The following is a 25,612-nucleotide window of genomic DNA, read 5'->3' on the forward strand; positions in this document are numbered from 1 at the left end:
CGGCGAGTTTTAGTTTTCTTTAAAGATTATAATCTATTATGTTAACAATCATGAATCAAGCTGCTGAACCTGGAATAGCTTATAATAATGCCCCTGTTCTTGCATCAGTTGTTCATGCGTCCCCATTTCAGCGATCTCTCCATGCTCGATCAGAACGATCCTGTCAGCATGGGTGATCGTTGACAGACGGTGGGCTACAATGAAGGTCGTTCTGTCTCTGGCCAGTTTTTCAAGGGCTTCCTGGATAAGATGCTCACTCTCGAGGTCAAGGGCAGAGGTGGCCTCATCCATTACAAGGATTGGCGGGTTTTTTAAAAACACTCGTGCTATCGCCACACGCTGTTTTTGGCCTCCAGAAAGCTTGACGCCCCGCTCTCCTACTTTTGTCTCGTAGCCTTCCGGGAGATTCATAATGAACTCATGGGCATTGGCTGCCTTAGCAGCTTCGATTACTTCTTCCTTCGAAGCCTCTGGATTTCCCATTAAAATATTCGCAATGACTGATTCACTGAATAAAATATTGTCCTGGAGCACCATTCCGATTTTATCACGCAAGCTGCGCACCTTAAATTCCCGGATATCTGTGCCATCTAGTAAAATTCGCCCCTCATTTACATCATAGAAACGGGGAAGCAAGCTGACAAGAGAGGATTTGCCGCCGCCGCTCATGCCGACAAGCGCAATCGTTTCGCCTTGTTCAATATCCAAGTTGACATTTTTCAAAACAGCATTTTCTTTCTCATCGTAAGCAAACGTCACATTCTCAAAGCGGACGTTTCCGTCAACATGTGTAAGTTCCTTCGCATTCGGTTTATCGTCGATATCGTATTTTTCATCAATGAATTCGAATACCCTGTCCATCGAGGCAATCGTCTGGGTCATCGTCGTCGATGAGTTCACCAGCCTTCGTAATGGATTATATAGCCGATCTATATAGCCGATGAAGGCGACCATCGTTCCGACAGAAAGATCGGTGTGAATGGCCAGATAACCGGCATATCCGATGACAAGTAATGGGGCGATGTCCGTAATTGTATTCACAACGGCAAAAGATTTCGCGTTCCAGCTCGTATGCTCTAGTGCCTTATTAAGAAAATTTTTATTTTGTTTATCAAACCGCTCCTGCTCATAATCCTCAATCGCAAAGCTTTTAATGACAGGCATCCCTTGCACTCGTTCATGAAGATGACTCTGAACATCCGCAAGCGCCTGGGAACGAACCCTCGTGATCGACCGTAATTTACCGAAGAAATGTTTTATCGAAAACGCATAAAATGGCAGCAAGACTAACGAAACAATTGTTAAAGTAACATCCATCGTAAGCATAATCACGATCGCAATAATAATCGTCGCGATATCGAGCCAAAGGTTCATCAATCCTGTAATTACAAAATTCTTCGTTTGCTCAACATCGTTAATGACCCTTGAGATGACTTCGCCGACTCTGGTGTTGGAATAGTACTTAAAGCTGAGCTTTTGGATATGTGTAAAAAGCTGATTACGAATGTCATAGATGATTTTTGTTCCAGTCCATTGCGCAAAATACTGGCGGTAATATTCAATGGGCGGTCTTAGCACGGCAAATATGATGAGCATAATACCCATTACCCAAAAAAGATTCTCCGTTTTCACTGCCTTTGAAATAGTCTCGTTATTCACAATATCGTCCAGTACATATTTAATTAAGATTGGAATTAACAGTGGAATGGTAAATTTAAGCAAGCCGATACAGATCGTCCCGATGATTTGCCATTTATACGGTTTGACAAACTGCATATATCTTCTTACGCTGTCCACATAAATCCCCCGTTTTTTTAATGGATTATTTTAAAAGATTTAAAAGCAGAATAAAAACCTGTTGGTGTGACAACAGGCCTCTCTTCTCAACTATTAACGATAGGTTAAATAGCGTTCGTACCACGAGTCGATAAATTCCGCGGAAAAAGGCCCTTTCCGCTGGCGGATCATATAAATTAAATAATCGACATTCCGGTATAGAATTTTATCAATGACTTCGGGGTAATTCATTTCTCTCCGATGCCGTTCATATTCATCCTCATCCAATAAATTAAAAGTCATATCGGGAAACACCTTAATATCCAGGTCATAATCAATATATTTCAGTGCATTATTATCACAGATAAACGGAGAGCTAATATTGCAATAATAGTAAACTCCGTCTTCCCGCAACATTCCGATTACATTGAACCAATATTTTGAATGAAAATAACAGATCGCCGGTTCCCTGGTTATCCAAGTCCTCCCATCCGATTCGGTTACCATGGTCCGATCATTTGCCGCGATGACAAGATTCTGTGTCCCTTTTAAAACGGTGGTTTCTTCCCAGACTCGGTGGATATGCCCGTTGTGTTTATAGCTGTGAATTTGGATTTTTCCTCCTTCAGTGGGAATCCCCATATTTTCTCCCTACTTTCTCTGTACGACGGCTATAAAAAAATCAATTTCCAATACGTGTCAAATGAATAAAGCTCGCCTTTTTCTTATTTCTTTATTATAGCCTATCCCTAAATTTAAAACAAAAGGGTCAACCTGACAGTGAAAATCACCAAAAAGCCTGTACTTGTATGATCCCTATCCTGGAAGGATAAGGATGCATACGTTCAGACTTCTCGAGTATCACTGACCAGATTAACCCTGATCGTTGAATCATTCTCATTTGAATTGACTATGTTAAACTCTCTTGTTGAAAAAGCAACTTTTGGCTCATTCGTTTGAAACTATGGTTCAAACGCTTTTTTAGTGAAGCTGCAAGGTAGCTCAGGTTCCTATGAGACTATGAGAAAACGTACTTTCTCTCTGGTCTCGTAGGAACATGTGCCGAGAGATATATAACATAGCCTCCCGGTTACAGAAACGCTGCTTGACCTTCTTGGTAATACCGGATTACTTCATCGGTTTGCTGTTCAAACGTATCTTGAATCATGGACAACTCTTTTTTCATTCTAACGATTTCTTCGTTGATCGACTCTAACTCCGTCTGTTCCTGTAAGGTCCGCAGCTGTTGTTCAATCTCTTGGCATCTTTCAATTTCTGACTGCAAGAACAAAAGCTTTTCCATTGTTTTCAACTGTTCACTTATGAGCCGATCAAACTCCTCCATCTATTCGCACCTCGCCAATTGGTATTTTCCCTCTTGGTCTATGTATTCTTGTTAAACAGGATTAATCCTTTGACTTATATTGTTGAGCAGGAAGAAGTTTTGTCGAATGAGTTGCTTGAGGAAATCAATGACTCCAAGAAACAAAAAAAACACCCCTTGTAGGGTGCTTTTCGTGGTATATGTGGTACATTTTTGTTTTGCTCAGCTTGTCTCGGTTTTATTGTCTTACTTGTTGAACTCAGTCGAATTGGCCTTTATACAAGCAAGGAACGTCCGCCATCAACGATGATGGTCTGGCCTCGGATCATACTTGATTGTTCCGAGATCAAAAACATAATCGTATTCACCATATCTTCCATTTCAACAATTCTGCCTGCCGGTGTGGCTTGCGCAGCATCAGCCAATAGCTCCTCGCGGTTTGGAAAATGGGTTAATGCTTCTGTATCAATGGCCCCTCCCGAAACGGCATTCACGCAAATATTCTTCGATGCTAACTCAACGGCCAGATATCTTGTCAGTGCTTCTAATGCCGCTTTCGATACTCCGACAGCCGTATAATTTTCCAGGACGCGGATTGAGCCCAATGAGCTGATGCTCACCATCTTCCCTCCGCCATTCTTTTCCATTAGTTTGGCTGCTTCCTGAGCACAGAACAAAAAGGCTTTACTGTTGATATCCATTGTCCAATTCCAATGTGTTTCCTGCAATTCCATGGCAGGGCGCAGAACACCTGATGCCGCATTATTAACAAAGACGTCCAATCTTCCATAAAATTCTTCGATTTGTTCAAACATCGCTTTTATTTTGGAAACATCCCCGACATTGGCTTTTACAATAAGCACCTTTCTGCCGAGAGCCTCGATCTCTTCAGCAACTTCGAGAGCTTTTGATTTACTGCGGGCATAATTAATCACGAGGTCAAATCCCTCTTTTGCAAGGCGCAAAGCCGTCTGTCGACCAATTCCACGGCTTGAGCCGGTAACTAAAGCTACTTTCTGTGACATGTGTCAGTCATCCTTTCATTTGAAATACATGAATAAAGTACGTTCTTCTAATGAAAAATAAAGCGAAAAGAAAAGGAGTGTTTATTTATGTATGTAGGCCGTGATATGACGGAACTTTCAATGGTTGCTAGATCTGAATGGGAAGAAAGCGAACTTGCCTATTTCCATCACTCCCTGCAACAAATGGTACCTTATTTGAACCAAGAAGGACAGACCATCCATCGCGAAATTGTTAAAGAAATTGAAAACCGCGGCGGACTGAACCGGCATGAAGCGGATTATACACATGGAAGTGAAGTAAGCTACGACTGATTCTGTTCGTTATAGCATCGTGCTAATGAATTTTGATAGTGGCCCGTATATTTCAGTTATCGCTCGTAATTTTCGATAATCGCCCGCAAATTTCAAAAATCGCTCGTAATTTTCTGTAATCGCTCGTAAACTTCAATAACCACCATAAACCTCTGTATTTGCCATAAATTCTGATCCATTTCATCGGGCCGCAGTTTTTATCCTGCGGCAGATACGAAAATTGACTGTTTATATTTCCTTCATGGATTTATATGCCGCAAACATTTTCTGATGCGATACAGGAAATGCATAGGCCTCCATTTCTTTCATGCCAACCCATTTTAATTTGTTGCTGGACATCACATCTTCCGAGATTACCGCTTCCAGCTTCCCCGAAAATGTATCGACATCCCAGACCAGATGAGAAAAAACATGATCAATCTTAACGATAAATTCGTCTATATCAGGTTTCACTCCAAATTCCCCTTCAAATTGTTCTTGAAAAAATTCACGCTTTGTCAAAAGCTGATTATGAATTTCAAAGTTGGGAAATTCCCATAGATTAGCAAGAAGTCCCGTAGCCGGACGTTTATGAATTAAGAACTCTCCCTTTTCATTTGTAAGGATGGCCGCTACAAGCTGAACATTCCTGCTTTTTTTCGTTTGGTTTTTAACCGGTAACTTCGCTTGCATGCCTTCCTGAAAAGCAACACAATGCTCACGAACAGGACATAATAAACAAGAGGGCACGCCCGGAGTGCAGATTAATGCCCCAAGCTCCATGAGAGCCTGGTTGAAAAACGATGGATTATCGTGGTCGATCAGTTCTCTTACCGCATCTTCAAAGATTTTTCGGGTTTTCGGCTTCGCGATATCCTCTTCGATTAAAAGAATCCTTGATAATACCCGCATGACGTTTCCATCTACGGCTGGCTCCGGTTTTCCGTAAGCAATGCTTAAAATTGCACCAGCCGTATATGGACCGACACCCTTTAAGCTTGAGATTTCAACTGGCGAATTTGGTACAATTCCATTATATTTTTCGCGGACTTCTTTTACGGCGCTGTGGAGGTTTCGCACTCTTGAGTAATATCCTAATCCTTCCCAAGCTTTAAGAACTCTCTCTTCATCGGCTTCCGCGAATTCATCAAGGGTTGGGAACCAGTCAATGAACCTGTTGAAATATGGGATGACCGTATCCACCCTTGTTTGCTGCAGCATAATTTCAGAGACCCACACCTTATAAGGGTCCTGGTCTTTTCGCCACGGAAGGTCTCTTTGTTCCTTTTCAAACCAGGAAATTAAATCGTTCCGGAAATTTTTTATATGAAGTTTAGGCAAATTTTGAATTTCATATTTTTTCACGTTTTGTTCCTCCGGATGTTAAAATCGTATCAAAGAAGGGAATAGGATTATAAGTACAAATTCTCGATAAACTAATGGGACAATGGTTGAAATCCAATCTTTTTAGGAAAAATATCTATACCACCTTTGTCGAGAATCATAAAGTAAATGATCTATTCCATCATCAATATTGTAATACGTGACAATATAAGTAAAGTAATTTATTTTTGGTCGATCCACAACCTTGGTTTATGATTAAGTCATATGTCTCTTTTATATTGACTTACACAACTGAGAAGGAGATTCCAAAGGAGGTTTAAGCTTTTTGGATACTGGTACTCACCTTGTCATGGGAATAGCACTTGGAGGACTCGCAACTTTAGATCCCGTTGTAGCAGACAGTACTGTTACCGCAACAGCAGTTATGGCGGGTACGATTATTGGTTCCCAGGCTCCCGACATAGATACGGTTTTAAAATTAAGAAATAACGCAGTTTATATAAGGAATCATCGGGGACTAACACATTCATTGCCGGCAATTCTTTTATGGCCGCTTTTAATTACCGGTACGATCTACGTGTTGTTTCCGGCTTCCGATTTATTCCACCTTTGGATTTGGACGTTTCTTGCTGTATTTTTGCATGTTTTCGTGGACATATTTAATGCGTATGGAACTCAGGCCATTCGTCCGATTTCGTCCAGATGGGTAGCATTAGGAGTCATTAATACCTTTGATCCGTTTATTTTCGGTATCCATGTTGCAGGATTGCTTTTATGGGGCTTCGGTTTTCCGCCAGGGTATACATTTTTATCCATGTATGGCATTTTGCTTATTTACTACATTGCCCGTTTCAGAGAGCAGAACATTATCAAGGAGTCTGTTAAGGTGCAAATACCCGAGGCTAGAAAAATTATCATGTCACCTACGATGAAGTACCATAACTGGAAGGTTGCCGTCATTACAGAAAAACACTTTTACGTCGCTAGAGCCAGTAATGGATATGTGACCATCCTTGATAAATTTGAACGCGTACCACTGCCGGTAAGCCCTGTTCTTGACGCCGCAAAGCATGACAAAAATCTGGCCGCTTTCCTTTCTTTTTCCCCGGTTTATCGCTGGGAAATCGACATGTCAGACGACTCTTACGAGGTTCGCTTTATAGACCTGAGGTACAGAAGCAATGGTTACTATCCATTTGTCGCTGTCGTGCAGCTCGATCGTGACTTAAAAATCACAAATTCCTATACCGGCTGGATTTTCAGTGAAGCAAAACTTCGTAAAAAGTTAGATATATTACCGGGATAATTTCTGAAAATAAAATAGCTGGCTCCTGATTCCCTACTTTAATCGGGGTAATCATCGGAGCCAGCTTTTTTCAATGGAGATCCTCTTTTTTATTTAACAGATGTTTATATTTCGAATTATTTTCCATAAACTCATGCAGCTTCTCTCCATAATTTTCAATCCATTGTTTCACGACGCGCGCTGTCATTTCCGGGCCGGCATACTCATGCCCTGCTTTCGCATAGGTTGCTTCAAAATCCTCCCACAAAAGCTCAATCCAGTTACGGGCCGTTTCAAAAGTAATCGTATTGTTTTTTTCTAATAACAAATCTGTCAGCCTTTCATGATGTTCATTCATGATAATCACTCCTTTGCCATTTTTTAGATGAATGCGGCACATCATATTTTACCCATACTAGTAATGCGCGAAAACGCGCGCTCGTATATCGGTTTCAGGAGGGAAATAATGAGGAATAAAGCGAGAAACTTCCCAAATCAAAACGGCAATAAATTCGAGGGAGAACCCCGTGCTAAAGCCGAGTATGCTTCGAAACGGACAGACGGATCAATAAACACCCATCCTCAGGAAAGAATGCGGGCATCAAACCAGCGAACCTCCGATACACTTTAGACTCGTGCCTGCTTTAATTGTTGTGGAAAGATACAGTAACCTTAGAGAAAGCCGACTCACTACAGGAATCATTCGTTTCTGTAGCGAGAGGCTCTTTCTTTGTTATTTAACTTCCGTGAGCATTGAAATCGGAAGCGCCTCTTCTTTGCCATCGCCATTCATACGGAAGCCCCAAGCAAACACTCCGTTTAAATAATCCACTTTGAAATAGGAGCCTGGGTCCCCCCCCTCAATGTGATAAATTTCACCTGATTTAAAATCATCAGGGTTCAATAAATAGGCTTTCGCCATGACAGCCTTCCGTTCTAGCACGGCAAATTCATTGACCATTCCAAGCTGTTCCGCTTTTCGCGCCTTTTCTTTAAGCGAGGCGATTTCCTGATTCAATTCATATTGTGTCATTTTGCTGTATCTTATATCATTCATTTATAGCACCTCTATTTTCTAAAAAATAATAACCCCATAACAAATCATCATTGAATCTCTTACATAGGCTCATCACGGTTTGATAAATACCTGTCAATCAACTCAATGGGGAATCCTTTTTGGAATAGGGTTTGCTTCATACGTTGTTCATACTCGTAGCCTGTGTATTTTTGCAGCCGGCGCCTTACCTTTTCAGCTTGATGGCAAAGGGATTCCCATTCTTCATCACTGTCTTTTTCAAAGCTTACGTTTAGTAATGCCTCTTTGATGACATCCATAGAAAACCCTTTGCGTAGCAGGGTTTGTTCCAGTTTTTGCTTTAAGGCTCTTTCAGAGATATTCTTCTCTTTTGCAATCGATTTTTCGGCCATCTTTCGGGTGTGCTCTTCCTGAATATCAAAAGAATACTGGAGTAAGGCCTGAACGATGTTTTTTTCACTGACTCCTTTTTCCTTCAATTCTTGTCGAATGATGATTGGTCCTTTATTTCCACTATTGATTTGCGTTCTTACGAAGGCTTCGGCAAATGCCGAATCGTCCAGGTAGTTATAATTGTACAGCTTATGAACGGTCTCCTGGATAACCGGCTCTACCATCTCTTTTTTCTTTAAATAAGTCCGAATCTCAGATTCCGATCGCATCCGATGTGACAAATAGTTTAACGCAAGCGTAAAGGCTTTTTGTATTTCATCATAATATTGGATATCTGCAAGATTGAATTCGTCGATGTCTGTCCCCTTTTTCAGCTGGAACTTGAGGAGGACTTCTTCATCGACACTAAAGGCATATTCTTCGTCTAAGTAAATATTATAGCGATCTTTTCGTTTTTTTTGAGTCGTTATTTTTGTAATCTGCGGCATAAAATCACCCCTGTTAATAATGTAACACATCTAAAAGAAGGTTATCTGGATAAAAAACCGAAATACTTTTATGAAGGAGGGATTTTCATGAAAATCGCGATTGCCGGGGGCAGTGGATTTGTCGGTGCTGCTTTAACTGGTGAACTTCTCAAAGAAAAGCACGAAGTATATATCCTGACAAGAAATCCCGATAAGCACATACCGGATGATGCTGTCCGCAATGTACGTTGGCTTAGCGACGGAGCACATCCGGAAAAAGAATTGGAAGGAATCGATGTTTTCATTAATCTGGCCGGAGAATCATTGAACAGCGGACGTTGGACGGATGATCGCAAGCGAAGAATAGTCGAAAGCCGGATGCAATCCTCAAAAGAAATGGTGCGTATCCTTTCACGGCTACAGAAGAAACCTAAAACCGTAATAAACGCAAGCGCAATTGGTTATTATGGAACTTCTGAAGTGAACACATACACCGAGGAGACCGCTTCCAACGGAGATGATTTCTTGTCCCGGACGGTAGCACTTTGGGAAAAAGAGGCGATGAAGGCGATTTCCTTTACGGAAAGAATAGTGTTAACCCGGTTCGGTGTCATCCTTGGGGAAAAAGAAGGTGCTTTGTCAAGCATCGCCCTGCCCTATAAGCTTTTTGGGGGCGGTAAAATCGGCAGCGGTATTCAATGGATGTCATGGATTCATATCAAAGATGTCGCTCGCGCCGTAATCTTTTGTATGAATCATCAAGACATACAGGGACCAGTGAACTTTACCTCACCTAACCCGGTACATATGGACTTATTTGGACGGACTGTCGGAAAAGTGCTGCATAGACCCCACTGGTTCCCGGTGCCGGCATTTATGCTTAGTACGTTACTTGGCGAAATGAGCGTGTTAATTTTGGAAGGACAAAAGGTTATTCCCGAAAAGCTGCTAATTCATCATTTTGAATTTAGCTATCCTGAATTATCCCCTGCACTCGAAGATCTGTTAGTAAACCGGGAATAACCGGTTTATTTTTTTGCTAAGGTATGGAATTAGCCGGTAAGGAAAAAATGGGGATATACTGATTTAAGGAGCTGACGAACAATGGATAATAGGAAACGGGAGAAAATGAGAAGCACGCTGACGAGCACGCAGGCAGTCCTTTATGCGCGTGAATTCAAAAAAGCTGACCGTGCAGCCGGGTATACCATGAAAAGAGGAAAAATCTAATGTGCCGTCTATTTTCCCATACATAATGTGACTTCTTCCGTGAAAAATAAGATTGTAATGACTCACCCTTCACGAGTCATTCTTATAATTTCTTAGGGGGCGGCTGACATGGGTAGAAATAATATTCACCACAACCGGGATAAGAATAAGCAGAAACTTCCACAAGTGCCGAAGGATTTAAAAAGAGATGGTCTTGACGTCGAATTCTCCGCTGACCTTGCCGACCATGAAGATTTAGAAGCAATGGCCCGTTCTGATTCAGCTGACCGTCGTGCAAGAAGTTGAAAAAATAAGTAACGAAAAAACAGGGAGAAAACTGCTCTCCCTGTTTTAAAATTTTATATTCTTAATGTGTTGCTGCTTTACGATCAATCTTGCCAGTATCTTTTTTCCCTTTGCCAACATGTTCTCTGATGTAAGGAATGGCATATCTGTCTACGCCGTATTGATAAGCGCCTGCTCCTGCAAAAAGAAGGAGGATTGCTACTGTATAAAGAACCGGGTTTGTGCTGGTGGTTCCTGCTAACATGAAGTTAAGGTTCATGAATGCTCCTGCTAGAAGAGCTGGAATAGTGGCTGCACCTAGGATTAACCCAATACCGATCAGGACCTCTCCCCATGCTACAAGAAAGCTGAATACTCCAGCGTTCGGCAAAGCTACATTTTCCAGGAATGCGGCATACCAGCCTGCGACTGCCGGATGTTCTCCGCCAGCTTGTGCGATGGCCCCCCGCATAAAGCCTCCGGCATCAAATCCGTCCATCACTTTATGCCATCCTGCCTCTAGCCATTGAATACCTAACCAAATTCTTAATAATGCCCAAAATCCATTAATAATCGGACCGTTTTTCCAAGTTGCTCCCATTTCACTCATCTCCTAAAATATGATTGCTTCTTGTGAAATTATTCACAAATGTTCTTAAAAATTTTTATTAGATTAATTTTACAGCCAGCTGGTTTATAGAAGTAAGATAGTTTGTGAATTTTTTCACTATCTTTTCTACACTTTTATAATACTCCCCCATTGTTTAATATGCAATCCTTTTCACAATATTTTCACATTTTAAATAATTCCTTAGTTTTTTCTATTCACACATTATCCACAGGCATGTGAATAATGTGGATTATTTTGTGAAAGGCTCGTCATTTAGCTATTTATTATTTCTCTTTATCCACAAGAGAATATGGATAACTATGTGGATTATGTGGATAAGTGGCTTTTATCCTTCTTATTCATTGGTTACAATTGTGGATAGATTAATTTTCAAGATATTCACGAATTAGAAGATTTGAATTCTTGAGGGGGGGATGGCTAAATTGACTTTCGTTTAAATGGATTCAGTTTTCGTTTAAATCACCTGGATTTTCGTTTGAATCGACTCGACTTTCGTTTGAATCATAAGATTTTTCGTTTAAATCAAATACCCCGGATGATTATTATTGTCCCTACCGGAATATTACGATAGGACCAGCCTTGTGGAACAAGATAAGCAAAAAAGCAGCCCCTCTTCCATGATGGCTGCTTTCGACCGGATTGTTATTCCTGATTTACACAGAAAACATGTCTTCCAACTGCTTTCGCAGAATGAATTTTTGAATCTTGCCGCTTGCATTTCTTGGTAGCTCATTACAGAAAATATACTTTCTCGGACGTTTATAATTTGCAAGTGTCTTGCTGTTTTTACACCACTCTTCAAGTTCTGCTTCAGTTAAAGATGCATCTTTAGCCACAATGAAAGCAGTGACGGTTTCGCCCCAATGGTCGTCGGGCTGACCGAGGACAGCACAATCCAAAACTCCTGCATGCTCATAAAGAGTATCTTCCACCTCTCTAGGATAAACATTTTCTCCGCCGCTGATAATCATATCATCTACACGATCCTTCACCCAAAGGTATCCATCTTCATCAAGATAACCAATATCGCCTGAATGGTACCAACCTTTATAAAGGGCATTTTCACTTGCTTCTTCACGCCCGAAATAGCCACTCATCAAACAAGGTCCCTTTACGAGAATTTCTCCGTTTTCCCCTGAAGGCATTACATCATCCGGATCTGATGGTCCATCCTCCCTCGGCCGAGCGATGATGATTTCATGGTTCAGACAAGCCTGGCCTGCTGAGCCTGCCTTTCTGATTTGATCCTTTTCGGAAAGAATCGTTATCGCCGGTCCCATTTCAGTCATTCCGTATGCCTGAACCAGGTCAATACCCACTTTTTCCTTACATGCTTTCACTAAAACAGGTGCCATGGGGGCTGCCCCGTATAAACCGAGTGTAAGACTCTTAAGGTTGTATTCCTCCAGATTTTCTTGCAGGAGCATATTCCACATGGTCGGAGCTGCAAAAAACTTAGTAATCTCTTCTTCTTCAATTAATTCCAATACTTTTCTCGGGTTAAACTGGTGAAGAATGACGTTTTTTGCACCGACATGAACACGCGGGAGAAAAGCACAATGCAGTTCAGCGCAATGGAACATCGGAGCGGTAATCAATCCGACATCAGTACTATTGTTTTTGCAGCCATTAATCAAAATCATGCTTTGCTCAACCATGTCCCGGTGTAAATGCAGAACACCCTTTGGCCTGCCCGTTGTCCCGCTCGTATACATGATCGCATAAAGATCGGTTTCTTTAATGTCATCTGTCAATTCTTGCAGAGGTGCGGCAGCTGTTTTTTCATGATAATTGGCCGCATAAGAAGGCGTATCATTATCTATAAACCAAAAGGCGATCTCAGGAAAGCGGCTTTCTACATCAGCTACTGTAGATTCGAGAGCTTGTTCGAAAAGAACGACACTAGGCTCGGCATCACTTAAAATATAGGAGAGCTCTTCTGCCATCAGGCGAAAGTTGATCGGGTTGAATACGACACCGATCTTCGCACAAGCAAAAAAAGCAGTGGCAAGCTCTTCATTGTTGTATAAATATGTGGAAACGCGGTCGCCCTTTTTAACGCCATCAGCCAACAGGGCATTTGCAAGAGATGTTACTCTCTCATTCCATTCCTGATACGTATAGCGGACATTTCTTCGCTCATCATAAAGCGCTTCTTTGTTAGGGAATTTTTTTACCGTCAGATCAAAAATCTTTCCAATTGTTGTTGACATGTTCGGGGTTCCCTCCTTCAATGGTCCTGATTACTGTATACGTTCAATGATCGTGGCATTGGCCATTCCGTGGCCCTCACACATTGTTTGCAGACCGTAGCGTCCACCTGTTCGCTCCAGTTCGTGCATCATGGTTACCATCAACCTGGCACCGCTTCCTCCCAGTGGATGGCCAAGCGCAATCGCACCGCCATTTGGATTCAGCTTTTCCCGGTCTGCTCCGGTCTCTTTCAACCAGGCAAGGGCAACTGGAGCAAACGCCTCATTCACCTCAAAAATGTCAATATCATCAATGGACAGACCTGATTTCTCAAGCGCTTTTTTCGTAGCCGGAATCGGCCCTGTAAGCATCAAGGTTGGATCAGAACCGACCACCACTCTCGTATGCACCCGAAAACGCGGCTTTAAGCCAAGCTTCTCTGCCTTGCTTCGTTCCATCAATAATAGGGCTGCTGCACCATCGCTGATTTGACTTGAATTTCCGGCATGGATCAGACCATCTTCTTTAAATACCGTTTTAAGCCCACCCAGCACTTCCAGGGAAGTCTCCTTACGCGGACCGGAGTCTTGACGGATTTCAACCGTTTCCCCATCCAGGTTACCTGTTATCGGAATAATTTCACGTTCGAAACGCCCCTCTTCCTGAGCGCACAAAGCTTTTTGGTGGCTTTCCAAAGCAAATTGGTCACACTCTTCGCGGGTGATGCCGTATTTCTCGGCAATTCGTTCAGCCGAAAGACCCTGATGGATCATTTCATAGCGGCCTGTTAATTTCTCGCTCAAGCCTGCTCCCTGATAGCTGGAACCGATCGGAACACGGGTCATGTTTTCTACTCCGCCGGCGACCACTACATCCATATCTCCTGAAAGAATCGCCTGAGCTGCGAAATGCACGGCTTGCTGACTTGAACCGCATTGACGATCAACCGTTGTACCCGGAACCTCAATCGGATATCCGGCTATTAAAGCAGCTACCCTCGCAATGTCACCAGCCTGCTCACCCACCTGGCTGACGCAGCCTAGAATGACGTCATCAATGATTTCGGGCTTGATACCGGTCCGGTTCACTAATTCCTTTAAAACTTCCGCGGCCATATCATCAGGACGGATGTCTTTTAACACCCCGTTCTTTCTCCCAACCGGTGTACGGATTCCTTCAACAATGACTACCTCACGCATAGAATCTCCCTCTCTATTGAAAAAATTTGTGCTTGATTATCCGGATTTGTGCTTGATTATTTGAATTTGTGCTTAATTACCTGAGTTTGTGCTCGATTATCTGAGTTTGTGCTCGATTATCTGAGTTTGTGCTCGATTATCTGGATTTGTGCTCGATTATCCGGATTTGTGCTCGATTATTTGAATTTGTGCTCGATTATTTGAATTTGTGCTCGATTATTTGAAATTATAATCCCATGTTTTTCGCAATGATTGTTTTCATAATTTCATTTGTGCCCGCATAAATGCTTGCTACCGGAATATCGCGATACCTTCTCGCAATCTTGTATTCTTCCATATAGCCGTAGCCGCCATGCAGTTGCATGCATTCCGCCGCAATCTGCTTTGCCATTTCAGTCAGCTTCCATTTGGCCATCGAAACCTTTGTCACGATACTTTCACCGGCGATATGGCTCGCTACTAACTGGTCGAGAAATGCCCTTCCCATTTCGATTTCGGTTGCCATCTCGGCGATTTTGAACTGGGTATTTTGGAATTTTCCAATCGGCTTGCCGAATGCCTCTCTTGTTTTTATATAATCGAGTGTCATTTTCAGCATATCCTCAGCGGCTACCTGTGCGGCAATCGCGACAACCAACCGTTCCTGCTGGAGCTTATCCATCAGATATGAAAAACCTTTCCCTGCTTCGCCAAGTAAATTTTCTTTCGGCACACGGCAGTCCTCGAATATCAATTCGGCTGTGTCCTGACAATGCAAGCCGACTTTATCCAGCTTTCGCCCCCTCGAAAACCCAGGTGTATCCCTTTCGACAACTAGCAAGCTTACACCCTTATGCTTTGGTTGGGCATTGAGATCGGTTTTACATGCGACTACTATTAAGTCAGAATGAATTCCATTTGTGATGAAGGTTTTTTGCCCGTTTAAAATATAATGGTCTCCATCAAGGATTGCGGTTGTCTTGATATTGGCGAGGTCTGAACCTGTACCAGGCTCTGTCATAGCAATCGCGGTAATGGTTTCGCCGGTAACACACTTAGGCAGCCACCTTTGTTTTTGCTCCTCCGTACCATAGGCGCTTATGTAAGGAACGACAATATCACTGTGAAGCCCTACACCAACAAGGCCTGAACCTACACGTTCCAGCTCTTCATTAATGACGGCTGAAAATCCCCAATCGACTCCAATGCCGCCGTATTGTTCATCAAGATCCGGGCATAAAAACCCTTGCTCGCCAAGCTTTTCCCAGAACGAGCGCGGAATCATCCGCTCTTTTTCCCATTGCTCATAATAAGGATATGCTTCTTTTTCGAGGAATTTCCTAAGTGACTTTCGAAATATTTCATGGTCTTCATTTAAATATAGATGTTTCATTGCTGACTCTCCTTCCATTAATGAATGTACGGACCGGTTTATTTAGGCTGCATCCTGATCGCCCCATCCAAGCGGATCGTTTCTCCATTCAGCATCGGATTTTCAATAATGCTTTCTACCAATTTGGCATACTCTTCAGGGAATCCAAGCCTTGATGGGAATGGGACTGTTTTCCCAAGCGATATTCTTGCTTCTTCAGGCAAGGTATCGAACATTGGTGTATGAAATAATCCCGGCGCGATGGACATAACTCTGATTCCGCTGAAAGCCAGTTCTCTGGCAATCGGCAACGTCATTCCAACAATTCCTCCCTTAGAAGCACTGTATGCCGCCTGACCGATTTGTCCCTCATAAGCTGCCACAGACGCCGTATTGATAATGACCCCTCTTTCACCAGCTTCATTTTCTTGATTATGTATCATTCTTTCACTCGCGAGACGAATTACATTAAAACTACCAATCAAGTTTATTGAAATGACTTTCGAGAAAGCCTCCAATTCATGCGGCCCTTTTTTGCTTAATACTTTCTTTGCGATAGCAATCCCCGCGCAATTCACAACCGTGTTAACGAAACCAAATGATTGAATCGCCTGATCTAATGCATTGTTGACGTCATCCTCGTTTGTAACATCAGTCTGTACAAATAATGTGGATTCTCCTAATTCATTTTGCAAGCGCTTACCTTTTTCTGCAGAAGTATCCAGGATAAGTGCTTTGGCCCCCCCGGCAACGAGGTTTTTGACAGTGGCTTCCCCTAAACCAGAAGCTCCTCCTGTAACGACGGCAATTGCTTTTGAAATTTCCATGTTAACCCTCCTATGGCTTTCTCTCTTTTTCTAGATAGACTTCAATTTCTAAACTTTCAGAATATAATTATTATAACAGAAATTAACAGCGCTAAATACTTCAATGCTGATTATATTTTTGATAGATACGTTGAAGAACTTCTGTTAAAAATATAATAAAAAACAGAACCCGTTTTGCGGTTCTGCAGTTTATTTCATGTATTGATGAGGCTTTTATTTTATTATTCCTTCTTCTTTAAGAATGCTCTCAAGTGCATGAACAACTTTTTTATCATATTGTTTTCCCGCTAACCCCTTCAATTCATCCATCGCGTATTGTGCAGTGAATGCCTTACGATAGGCGCGGTCCTCTGTCATGGCGTCGAAAGAATCGCTCACCGCGATTATTTTTGCTTCCAGGAGAATGTCATCCCCTTTAAGCCCATGAGGATATCCGGAACCGTCTAATCTTTCATGATGCTGTTCGATGATGTCTGCCAAATGCTTGTAGCTCGTTTTTCTGGCCATGTCGGCACCATCACCAGCATGCTTTTTTACTAAGTCAAATTCTTTCTTTGTAAGCTTTCCCGGCTTGTTTAAAACTTCAACTGGAATATTGATTTTGCCGATGTCATGCAAAATAGCCGCTTGGTGTAGTTTTCGCATTGTCTCTGCAGGAAGTTTTAGATATTTAGCAATCTTGACTGAAAAGGTAGTAACCCTTTCGCTATGATTAAATGTATAATGATCTTTCTTTTCAACTTTTTTTGCAATTTCTGTTAAGTTTCGATAGTCTTCACTAACCTGTTTAAAGGTCGGCTCGGTAATTATCCAAAGATAAGTAACGTCGGTCTTGGCCACAAAATGGACGGACTCTTTTATCCCTTTAAAAGTAATGTAATCATGTGCGCCGAGAGTTACTTTATCACCATCCTGATCACATTCCATCTCACCGCTTAAGATATAAAAAAATTCTAAGACCTCGGGATTTTCACTGGGATACACATAAAACAGTTTATCCTTATAAACTGTTTGCAGCATTATATCCACACCATTATCACGTGATAACAAACTTAACTCGTTAGAATATTGGTGTACTATTTCTAAGTTAGCACCCTTTTTTGAAATCATTAAACCTTCCACTTTTTTATCTCCTTATTGGTAAATAAAAACGGATTCAATTAATAAGAATACGTTTATTACCCAAGTTAAGTTTAAGGTAAGTTAAGTTGTTATGCACCCACAACTGCGACAGGATCAACCCAAACCCATTTATGACCAATCTTTACATATTCCCATTCACAAACAGCGTTGATACCCATTTTAGCAACAGTGTTAATCGTACGGGCTGTCATTTCATTGGTCACATTCACTAGATTGTTAATAAGTAAATCTAATTCAGCATTGTATTGCGCAGTACGTTTAGCAAAATAGTCAGATTCCTGTTTCAATTTGTTCTCTATCAAAAGAATCTCTGCCTCGATGGCTGCTAATCTTTCTTCTGTTTCAGCAGCTTTAGCTGTATCTGTTTCCAGGAGGGATTGTTCTTCTCTTAATGAGATGATCACTTCTGCGCCCTCAACCGATTTAATATCTGCGTGATAGTCATTCTGCAGCTTTTCTCCTTTTGCTACAGCCTTATCAATGGCTAAGTCAATCGCTTTATTAGTTAATTCAATAAGCCTTAGTCCTTTGCTGGCATCCTTGCTTTCTGCTGCGAATGCCCCGGAACCAAATGTCAGTGTTAGTAAGATGGAAAACAATAAAACAAAACTTTTTCTCATTTTTTCTCCCCCATTTTTTGGCTAAACTATCTTTATACATCAGAACCTCGTGAAAGAAATCATGTATGTATAAATTAACTGACATCTGCATAAATAATAGTGGCCTATTTATTGTATTTTTTACCATTATATTATGTCTTTACCTTTTATTCTACATTTTTTTAAGAGATTACCAGTAAAAAACCCTTTCATCAGATATTAATGTCATTTTCTGGTGAAAGGGAAGACTTTTTATTTCCAAAATAGTCTATAAAATTATTTTATATTCATAGTTTTGTTGCTTTCGACTATTGCATCAAAATATTCGACGGTACGCATCTTTTCATTAAAGGTGTGCGGTCCGCCCCAAGTGTTTTCTATGAATACCTCCATCACCTTTCGTGCCCGACTGTCACCCTTTGCCGCATATTCAAGAGCGACGACGCTTTCCAGAATATCGCTCATTAATTTAGCCACTTTCTTCGAATGAAAGCTTTGATGATCCGCAGATGCTTTACTTAGGAAGGATAGCAATACCTTTAGTTCATGTAAGCCATCTTCAACGGGAGTAGCGCAGGCTTCTGAAAGATGCCCTACTGCCTTAAGGCGTTTTGTCATCTCATGTAAAAATAATTCATGGGCATTAAATTTTTGAATGAGCCTTAATACTTCGAGGCCCAGAATATTTGCAGTTCCTTCCCATACTGTCAGTACCTGTGCATCTCGAAGTAAACGGGGAGTCACGAAATCTTCAATAAAGCCGTTGCCTCCGTGCATTTCAATTGCTTCATGTGAAAAGGCAATCGCCTGCTCCGCTGTTTCTTTTTTCAAAAGCGCAATGTAGAGGCGATTTAACACTTCATCTTCCTTGGGTATCCGTTCATTTTTCTTCATGACCTCGTCAAATAGCGGCAGGTACGTAAATACAGTGCGTGTTTCAATTTCATGCTTGACCGCAAGCCTTGTCAGTGTATCCTTCACCATTGGAAAATCGGTCAGCCTGCTGCCGAATGCATTGCGGTTTGTTGCATAATTTTTTGCTTCCTGCAAAGCCCGTCGCATAATGCCCAGTGATGCCACCGTATTGCAAACACGCGAAAGATTAAGAGCTTCCATCATATAATAGAAACCCTTTGATGGATCGCCTACAACATACGCCTCTGCCCCTTCAAACTCTACCTCCGCTGACGGCACGGCACGGACTCCCAGCTTATCCTTTAAGCGTCGGATTTTTATTCCATTCAGCTTGCCATCCTCTTTTCTCCACGGAACGGCAAACAATGTTAACCCCTTCGTTCCTGGAGGTGCACCCTCTCTTCTCGCCAAAACCATTGCCACTCCACACATCCCGGCATTAGAAGCAAAGTACTTTTCTCCAAATAACTCATAATGGGATCCATTGAAAACGGCCTTCGTTTCATTGGCACCTACATCTGAGCCGCCCTGCCGCTCTGTCAAGAAAGTCGCCCCTTCATAAAGTGGCCTTTCTCCTGTTGAAGCGACGAAAGGAAGGAAACGTTTTTTCAATTCATCATCTGCATACTGATCGAGCAGATAGGCAGTAGCCATCGTCAATGTAACAGGACAATAAAAACCAGGTTCGGTCTGGGATAACAAATAGCCCTGTGCATAGGAGTATATATAATTTCCCTTTTTATTCAGTTCGGGAATCTCTTTGTGTACATAGCCGACAATTCCGGTATTGTAGGTTTCTTCAACCGTTTTCCGATACCCCGCGTTTACCCAAACCTCGGAAACATCCTCCCCGTAAGCATCATATTTGATTAGCTTTGGCTGCCCTTCCCTGTCCGTAAATCGTGCCCGCTCATCAATTTCACCTGCGCATTTTCCGCCGAATTTTGTTAGCTCCCTGTCTGCATACTCGAAAAATTCAGCGTCCAATAGCTCCTTTAGAAGTTCTTGCAGTTGTTCATCCTCTTTATAAAAATTCATCTATTTACACCTCCTGTTGGGTTTTTCTCAACACTTGTTTCAAAATTTTACCCGTTGCATTCCGCGGCAGGGCATCGACTTTTTCATAAAGCTTCGGAATTTTAAAATCAGCAAGCTTTCCAGCCAGAAATTTTTTACATTCGGCTTCGAGTTCATTCCCGTTCTCTGTTGTCACAATAAATGCCTTAACGGTTTCCCCCCATTCCGGGTGGGGAACACCTATGACGGCTACTTCAGAGATTGCCGGGTGTTTAATTAATTCTTCTTCGATCTCTTTTGGATAGACGTTCACGCCTCCGGAGATTATTAAATCCTTTTTACGGTCGACTACCCAGATAAATCCGTCTTCGTCTTTTTTTCCAAGATCTCCGGTACGGATCCATCCGTCAAGGTAAGCTTCTTCCGTCTCCACCAGATTCTTGTAATAGCCTTTCATGTTGCCTTCTCCGTATAATAGGATTTCACCTATTTCATTCGAGGCGCAATCTTTCCCATCGCTGTCGACTATCCGCAGCTCTGTTCCCAGAGCCCCGCGTTTGCCTATGCTGCCGGATTTTTCTTCATGGTCCTCAGGTAGCAGCAGTGTTCCGCTCGGTCCTGACTCTGTTAACCCATATACACAATAGAGATTCTTTGTTTGGAAACTGGTTTGGATGAACTGCACTTCCCCTTTTGAAAGTGGCGCACCTCCGTAAACCCAGTATTTCATTGAGGATAAATCATAGGATGATAGATTCGGCTGTTTAGCCGTGAATAAGTAAGCAACAGGCGCACCAAAGAAGTGGGTTGTTTTTTCGTTATGTACGAGTTGCAGCAGTCGTTCGGGAGTAAACATCGGTGCAAGGACATGAGTTGCTCCAACATAGGTTCCGGCAACGAGGAACAAATGGAGCGGGGCCGAATGGCTTAGTGGCATCATATGTAGCATTCTGCTTTCTGGTTTCATCGACATTTCGACACCCATCATGATCGCAACAGTTAAGACATTCCGGTTTGTAAAGAGCACGCCCTTTGGTTTCCCAGTTGTGCCCGAAGTATATAGAATAGTAGATTCGTCTTCCTCTGTAAGAGGGCATTCGATTTCTAGATTTATTCCTGAGTCGATACATGATTGGAAAGAACGCCAGCCGTCAGATGCAGGTCCTGTTTTCATGCAAAGCAACGATGGAGTTGAAAAAGACTGGGCGGTTTCATATAATTGTTCATGGACGATGAGTGCCTTGGCATCACAGTGATCGATGATGTATTCCAATTCCGACTGTGTCAGCTTGGCATTGATAGGCACAATGATGGCCCCGAGTCGCTGGACAGCAAAATAGCTGATGACGAATTCGAGGGTATTAGGCATAAATAAAACCACTTTATCCGAAGCATTGATTCCAAGTGATTGAAGCGATGATGCAAATCGATTTACGAGTTCATTCAACTTTTGATAGGATACGCGTTCTGTATCGGTAACAACTGCTTCTTGAAGTGGATATTTCCTTGCATTCCTGGATAACAATTCAGAAATATTCATTCTTTCTCACTCCTTATTGAATCAAGTTTTTCTGTAAAATCACCTAACAGATTTTCAATTTCTACTCTCATTTCATTTAGTTCTTTTAAGCGCTGATTCACCTCCTCTAATTTCTGGCTCCCATACTCAATCGTCCGCTCAAGCTGTCTCTCACCGGTACGGTCATAATCGAATAGCAAGACCATTTCCTTGATTTCCTCTAGTGAAAACCCAAACCGCTTACCGCGCAAAACCAGCTTCAGCTGGGCGTAATGCTTTTTTGTATACAAACGATTTCCGCTTTCGGTCCGCTGCGGTTTTAGAAGCCCAAGCTCTTCGTAATAACGGATTGTCCGGGTGGTAAGGTTAAACTCTTGTGACAAATCAGAGATAGTATACATGCCAAAAACCTTCTTTACTGAGGGATAGTATTTATATAATAGCATTGACGTTAACGTAAACCTCAAGATGTTTTCAGCTTCATTCGTTTTTAATTTTAAAATCCATAAAAAAATCACCTCCCAGATTGAATACAAGGAGGTGATTATATTAGGAGCCTAAGTTTTCAATCTTGTTCATAAGGCTCGTTAAATCATTGATCGTCTGCATGATCTCTGAGTTTTCTAATTGGGCGAGGTCATAGTTGCCATTTTCAATATTCTTTAAATAGGTATCGATGCCTTCACTTAATTTTGCATTGTATTCTTCAATTTGGGTATGAATGTCTTCTGCTATGGAAGGGGCTTTTGTTTCATTAAAGGTCTGTATTTCCTCTTTCATCGTTTTCAATTCGGTTTCCAGGTTTTCACGCGCTTCCTGATTGGTTACGGCATCCTGGGCAAGCTGTGGCACATCTTCAGCAAACTGGCTGGCCTTATCCAAATAGTCCTTTGCTTCATTCGCATAGTCGATAGAGTTGTTTACTTCCCCGAGAAGGGAGCATCCGCTTAACACGACCATTGATACTATAGCAAAAACCGTAAAGATTCTTTTCATATGAAACATCCTCTCTATAGTTATATGATTAATAACGCAACTCAAGATTACATAGGAATAAGCTTTCTCTTATACAAGGCAGCTATCAGATTCAAAATGAAAGCCGGGATTTTTTTAGGGAAGAAAGGTTTAAGATAGACTCGATAAAAAGCATCCTTCAGGTCGCTCCATTGAGTACAATTTTTCGTTTGCCGGAATCTGGCCACATCAATCACTTTGATTTCTTTTGCGGAAGTGATAAAGATGTTTCGTAAATGGATATCGGATGGATTTAAACCCTTCTTCTTCGCTAGCAATAACGCTTCATCCACTTCCTTGATTTTTTCGGTGGTAACCGGAATTCCTTGCGCCAAGCATTCGAAAAGCGTATGCCCTTCTATATAATCGATGACTAAATAATTCGAACCGGCATCATAAAGAGTAGGATAATATGAAATACCCTGCAATTCTTTGTAAATTTCAGCTTCTTCCTTGGCAATATGGATATGGTTGGGGAAAAACACTTTAATGGCTTTATCGGTAGCTTTGATTCGGAAAACAAACGCGCTTCTGCCTTCTCCAATAAACTGTAAAGATTCATCGTATGCGACTAGTATTACTTTATCTTTTTTCGATTTTATTTTTACACTTTCAGCAAGTCTGTTATATCTGTTCAAAATACGACCTCCTTTCATGAAAACAAAAGACGTTATAACCGAATATCTGGTTATAACGTCTGTTAAACGAATAAGAGACTTTACCAAATAAACGGCAAGGTCTCGCAAACAACCTAGGTTGCCAACAAAGCCGAGGACTCAGGTCCTGTATTGACGACTTTGCTGTATAGCTACTCCCCTTAATGGAAGATGATTATTTAATTATTGTAGTTATATTATATGGTGAAAAAAGGTGAAGGTCAAAAGAAGTGCTTTGTCCTTTTAAGTGTATGCCTGTACATTATTGTTAGACCAGCTATCTTTTTCGATTTTATAGCGGCAAAGACTACCTTACCTTTTCAAGTTCATCCAAAAAGGCCGGTCGGTTCTTATGCTTTTCTTTTAATTCATCGATTAGCCTCTCAGTATTTGTACTGCCACAGGCTTTCTTATAGTTTTTAATTATTTTGCATGCTTTTTTATATTCCCGCCTATTCGAAGCGCTATTTGCGGCTCCTTTAACATAAGTCACGAAAAGCTCGTCGACTTCTTTTGGAAAGTCTTCGATAAGGTGCTGGTAAAAATGAGTTATATAATGGACTTGGCCTTTACAATATTCAAGCAATCGGCTAGTTAATTGCTCTTTAATTAGAATTTCTTCATAAACAACGGATGGGCGATAGGCTTGTTGTTCAAATTGATTGAGGATTACTTCCAAAATATCTTCCCATTCTTCAGGTTGATAGAGCTTTCTTAATTCCAAATAATAGTGGGATTTATTTTCGTATAGAAGCTCTAATGCCAATTGCCGTTGCTGATCGCGTTCACCAAGCTTTTCATAGGCTTGATATCTGTATTCCTTCCATTGATTAATTAATCCTGGATAGTCCTGATTCGTCTTTTCGCCATCTAAGCTGAGTTTTATGACTCTATGATAATCAGCTTTATCAAACGCTATGAGAATAGCCTTCTTGCGAAAATCACTGTGTTTAATATTCTTTTCTATAAAAGCATCGGCCTTATTCTTTCCATCAAATCGTTCGATCAACTCAAGCTGCAGCTTTTTTATTTGTGTTTCGTAATATTTTCCGCTCCATTCGTCCTTATTCATTTCCTCTATCATCACGTCAAGCTGTAGTTCAAGTATTGTACGAAGTTCTTGATTAGCACAAAATTCTATGCACGATTGCAAAAGATCAAAGCGCCAATCAGTCCAGCCCTCGTATCGTTTATGATTAGCTTCTTTCATTATTAAGAAAAATAACTGTTGTTGTTCAAAATCACTTAGATTGTCTTTTCCTCTGCTTACTGCTGTATTAATTAAATAGATGCTTTCATGTATAACACTTCCAACTGTTCCACTCGAATCATCACAATATTGCAGCATATCTACAACATTCGATAAAACGGCAGTGGATAATGACACTGCACTTTCAATATTCCCGGTATCCAGTTTACTTCGTACGTTTTGAAGCGTTATTTCCGCGCCCTTTACGGCGAGACCCACTTGGTTCCATTCTATGAAACCTCTGTGCGTTGCTTTTTTGATATAATCTTTGATTAGTTTATCAGCAATAGAAATCTCGTCTTTATCTGCTGCGTATTGAAGAGTAATCCGATTTTCAATATCTTTATAATCCTTCGCCAAATCGAGAATGATGCTGATAAGTTCCTCCTTGCTTTGACCTGAGAGGACGTCCTTTAGATTTTTCTTTTTTGCTATAGACTTCTTTTTAGGCTTTTGTGTAAAATTGCTAGTCTCCTCTCTTAACGCATAGAGCATCGCAATCTCATGCTTACAGAAATCGCCCCAATCAAACGGACATTCACAGTTTGATTGTACAATTTGTTTTTGACTATCAAGTTGGATTTCAACGCTGTAATCTTCAGACCCTTCCACCTGGGCAGTATATATATCTCCTTCTACAATCTCTATCTTCCCAACACGGCCTTCATAAAAATAATCCAGACCACGTTCAATGATTTTTTCATCAATATACTCTTCAAAATTTGATAGATTCATAGCAAGATCCTCCCTACATAGCTGATCAACACCTACCACCTTTTCTTGATAGTTAATGCAGGCTGTTCTCTATGTATTTTTGAAACTAAATCATAATGAAAATTTATTTACTTGAAATAACACCCTTGA

27 protein-coding genes are annotated in these 25,612 nt (G+C 41.4%); 6 read left to right on the forward strand and 21 right to left on the reverse strand.

Features of this window, described 5'->3' with window-relative positions:
* Nucleotides 1–48: 48 nt before the first annotated feature.
* The 4 genes from LQ216_RS19370 to fabL all read right to left on the reverse strand — a co-directional run bounded on the left by LQ216_RS19370 (nucleotide 49) and on the right by fabL (nucleotide 4,125).
* Nucleotides 49–1,797 (reverse strand): ABC transporter ATP-binding protein, encoded by a 1,749-nt coding sequence (locus LQ216_RS19370; protein ID WP_290369294.1) that lies wholly within the window; start codon nucleotides 1,795–1,797, stop codon nucleotides 49–51.
* A gap of 93 nt (nucleotides 1,798–1,890) precedes the next feature.
* Nucleotides 1,891–2,418 (reverse strand): DUF402 domain-containing protein, encoded by a 528-nt coding sequence (locus tag LQ216_RS19375; protein WP_117304717.1) that lies wholly within the window; start codon nucleotides 2,416–2,418, stop codon nucleotides 1,891–1,893.
* Nucleotides 2,419–2,866: 448 nt separating this feature from the next.
* A complete protein-coding gene (locus LQ216_RS19380; protein ID WP_230131233.1) occupies nucleotides 2,867–3,121 on the reverse strand; it encodes a YgaB family protein in 255 nt (84 codons plus the stop codon).
* Nucleotides 3,122–3,375: 254 nt separating this feature from the next.
* A complete protein-coding gene (gene fabL / locus LQ216_RS19385; protein ID WP_230131234.1) occupies nucleotides 3,376–4,125 on the reverse strand; it encodes an enoyl-[acyl-carrier-protein] reductase FabL in 750 nt (249 codons plus the stop codon).
* Nucleotides 4,126–4,212: 87 nt separating this feature from the next.
* Between fabL and LQ216_RS19390 the strand changes: the two genes are divergently transcribed.
* Complete coding sequence (locus LQ216_RS19390; RefSeq protein ID WP_230131236.1) at nucleotides 4,213–4,437, forward strand: hypothetical protein; 225 nt, start codon at nucleotides 4,213–4,215, stop codon at nucleotides 4,435–4,437.
* Nucleotides 4,438–4,665: 228 nt separating this feature from the next.
* Here LQ216_RS19390 and mutY read toward each other — a convergent pair whose 3' ends face one another.
* Complete coding sequence (gene mutY, locus LQ216_RS19395; protein WP_230131239.1) at nucleotides 4,666–5,781, reverse strand: A/G-specific adenine glycosylase; 1,116 nt, start codon at nucleotides 5,779–5,781, stop codon at nucleotides 4,666–4,668.
* 304 nt (nucleotides 5,782–6,085) lie between these two features.
* On the opposite strand from mutY, the gene LQ216_RS19400 reads away from it, so the two are divergent.
* Nucleotides 6,086–7,066: a metal-dependent hydrolase gene (locus LQ216_RS19400; protein WP_230131241.1), complete on the forward strand. Its 981-nt coding sequence runs from the start codon at nucleotides 6,086–6,088 to the stop codon at nucleotides 7,064–7,066.
* Nucleotides 7,067–7,136: 70 nt separating this feature from the next.
* On the opposite strand, the gene LQ216_RS19405 is transcribed toward LQ216_RS19400, so the two are convergent.
* Entirely contained in the window at nucleotides 7,137–7,403 is a 267-nt protein-coding gene (locus LQ216_RS19405; protein WP_230131243.1) for a YfhJ family protein, read from the reverse strand.
* 108 nt (nucleotides 7,404–7,511) lie between these two features.
* Here LQ216_RS19405 and LQ216_RS19410 point away from each other — a divergent pair, with 108 nt between their 5' ends.
* The gene (locus tag LQ216_RS19410) at nucleotides 7,512–7,676 is read left to right on the forward strand and encodes a small, acid-soluble spore protein K (RefSeq protein WP_230131245.1); all 165 of its coding nucleotides are present in this window, start codon (nucleotides 7,512–7,514) and stop codon (nucleotides 7,674–7,676) included.
* Nucleotides 7,677–7,778: 102 nt separating this feature from the next.
* Here LQ216_RS19410 and LQ216_RS19415 read toward each other — a convergent pair whose 3' ends face one another.
* Together LQ216_RS19415 and recX are read right to left on the reverse strand one after the other, a co-directional pair.
* The gene (locus LQ216_RS19415; protein ID WP_230131247.1) at nucleotides 7,779–8,102 is read right to left on the reverse strand and encodes a YfhH family protein; all 324 of its coding nucleotides are present in this window, start codon (nucleotides 8,100–8,102) and stop codon (nucleotides 7,779–7,781) included.
* 59 nt (nucleotides 8,103–8,161) lie between these two features.
* Nucleotides 8,162–8,962, reverse strand: a complete 801-nt coding sequence (recX, locus tag LQ216_RS19420; protein WP_230131249.1) for a recombination regulator RecX — start codon at nucleotides 8,960–8,962, stop codon at nucleotides 8,162–8,164.
* 87 nt (nucleotides 8,963–9,049) lie between these two features.
* Between recX and LQ216_RS19425 the strand changes: the two genes are divergently transcribed.
* The 3 genes from LQ216_RS19425 to LQ216_RS19435 all read left to right on the forward strand — a co-directional run bounded on the left by LQ216_RS19425 (nucleotide 9,050) and on the right by LQ216_RS19435 (nucleotide 10,456).
* Nucleotides 9,050–9,964: a TIGR01777 family oxidoreductase gene (locus LQ216_RS19425; RefSeq protein ID WP_230131250.1), complete on the forward strand. Its 915-nt coding sequence runs from the start codon at nucleotides 9,050–9,052 to the stop codon at nucleotides 9,962–9,964.
* An 81-nt stretch (nucleotides 9,965–10,045) separates the two neighbouring features.
* Nucleotides 10,046–10,171: a YfhE family protein gene (locus LQ216_RS19430; RefSeq protein ID WP_230131252.1), complete on the forward strand. Its 126-nt coding sequence runs from the start codon at nucleotides 10,046–10,048 to the stop codon at nucleotides 10,169–10,171.
* A 108-nt stretch (nucleotides 10,172–10,279) separates the two neighbouring features.
* Nucleotides 10,280–10,456, forward strand: coding sequence for a YfhD family protein (locus LQ216_RS19435; RefSeq protein WP_230131254.1), 177 nt, complete (start codon nucleotides 10,280–10,282; stop codon nucleotides 10,454–10,456).
* Nucleotides 10,457–10,517: 61 nt separating this feature from the next.
* On the opposite strand, the gene LQ216_RS19440 is transcribed toward LQ216_RS19435, so the two are convergent.
* The 13 genes from LQ216_RS19440 to LQ216_RS19500 form a co-directional block, all read right to left on the reverse strand.
* Complete coding sequence (locus LQ216_RS19440; protein ID WP_230131256.1) at nucleotides 10,518–11,036, reverse strand: DoxX family protein; 519 nt, start codon at nucleotides 11,034–11,036, stop codon at nucleotides 10,518–10,520.
* A 683-nt stretch (nucleotides 11,037–11,719) separates the two neighbouring features.
* Nucleotides 11,720–13,279 carry a fatty acid--CoA ligase gene (locus LQ216_RS19445; protein ID WP_230131258.1) on the reverse strand — a complete coding sequence of 520 codons (1,560 nt, stop codon included), beginning with the start codon at nucleotides 13,277–13,279 and terminating at the stop codon, nucleotides 11,720–11,722.
* A gap of 30 nt (nucleotides 13,280–13,309) precedes the next feature.
* Nucleotides 13,310–14,458, reverse strand: coding sequence for a thiolase family protein (locus LQ216_RS19450; RefSeq protein ID WP_230131260.1), 1,149 nt, complete (start codon nucleotides 14,456–14,458; stop codon nucleotides 13,310–13,312).
* A 226-nt stretch (nucleotides 14,459–14,684) separates the two neighbouring features.
* The gene (locus LQ216_RS19455) at nucleotides 14,685–15,830 is read right to left on the reverse strand and encodes an acyl-CoA dehydrogenase family protein (RefSeq protein WP_230131262.1); all 1,146 of its coding nucleotides are present in this window, start codon (nucleotides 15,828–15,830) and stop codon (nucleotides 14,685–14,687) included.
* Nucleotides 15,831–15,868: 38 nt separating this feature from the next.
* Nucleotides 15,869–16,636, reverse strand: a complete 768-nt coding sequence (locus tag LQ216_RS19460; protein ID WP_230131264.1) for a 3-hydroxyacyl-CoA dehydrogenase — start codon at nucleotides 16,634–16,636, stop codon at nucleotides 15,869–15,871.
* A gap of 213 nt (nucleotides 16,637–16,849) precedes the next feature.
* Nucleotides 16,850–17,758: an HD domain-containing phosphohydrolase gene (locus LQ216_RS19465; protein WP_230131266.1), complete on the reverse strand. Its 909-nt coding sequence runs from the start codon at nucleotides 17,756–17,758 to the stop codon at nucleotides 16,850–16,852.
* Between the two features lie 89 nt (nucleotides 17,759–17,847).
* The gene (locus LQ216_RS19470) at nucleotides 17,848–18,399 is read right to left on the reverse strand and encodes a hypothetical protein (RefSeq protein ID WP_230131268.1); all 552 of its coding nucleotides are present in this window, start codon (nucleotides 18,397–18,399) and stop codon (nucleotides 17,848–17,850) included.
* 255 nt (nucleotides 18,400–18,654) lie between these two features.
* A complete protein-coding gene (locus LQ216_RS19475) occupies nucleotides 18,655–20,331 on the reverse strand; it encodes an acyl-CoA dehydrogenase family protein (RefSeq protein WP_230131270.1) in 1,677 nt (558 codons plus the stop codon).
* Between the two features lie 4 nt (nucleotides 20,332–20,335).
* Complete coding sequence (locus tag LQ216_RS19480; protein ID WP_230131271.1) at nucleotides 20,336–21,850, reverse strand: long-chain-fatty-acid--CoA ligase; 1,515 nt, start codon at nucleotides 21,848–21,850, stop codon at nucleotides 20,336–20,338.
* Nucleotides 21,847–22,230 (reverse strand): MerR family DNA-binding transcriptional regulator, encoded by a 384-nt coding sequence (locus LQ216_RS19485; protein WP_230131273.1) that lies wholly within the window; start codon nucleotides 22,228–22,230, stop codon nucleotides 21,847–21,849. Before LQ216_RS19485 ends, LQ216_RS19480 begins: the two co-directional genes overlap by 4 nt.
* 148 nt (nucleotides 22,231–22,378) lie before the next feature.
* Nucleotides 22,379–22,825, reverse strand: a complete 447-nt coding sequence (locus LQ216_RS19490; protein WP_230131275.1) for a DUF6376 family protein — start codon at nucleotides 22,823–22,825, stop codon at nucleotides 22,379–22,381.
* A 47-nt stretch (nucleotides 22,826–22,872) separates the two neighbouring features.
* Nucleotides 22,873–23,481, reverse strand: coding sequence for a protein kinase family protein (locus LQ216_RS19495; protein WP_230131277.1), 609 nt, complete (start codon nucleotides 23,479–23,481; stop codon nucleotides 22,873–22,875).
* A gap of 325 nt (nucleotides 23,482–23,806) precedes the next feature.
* Nucleotides 23,807–25,483, reverse strand: coding sequence for a hypothetical protein (locus tag LQ216_RS19500; protein WP_230131279.1), 1,677 nt, complete (start codon nucleotides 25,481–25,483; stop codon nucleotides 23,807–23,809).
* Nucleotides 25,484–25,612: the final 129 nt, after the last annotated feature.

Origin of the sequence: Bacillus sp. CECT 9360, from assembly GCF_918741275.1 — a bacterium.
Classification (GTDB): domain Bacteria; phylum Bacillota; class Bacilli; order Bacillales; family DSM-1321; genus Peribacillus.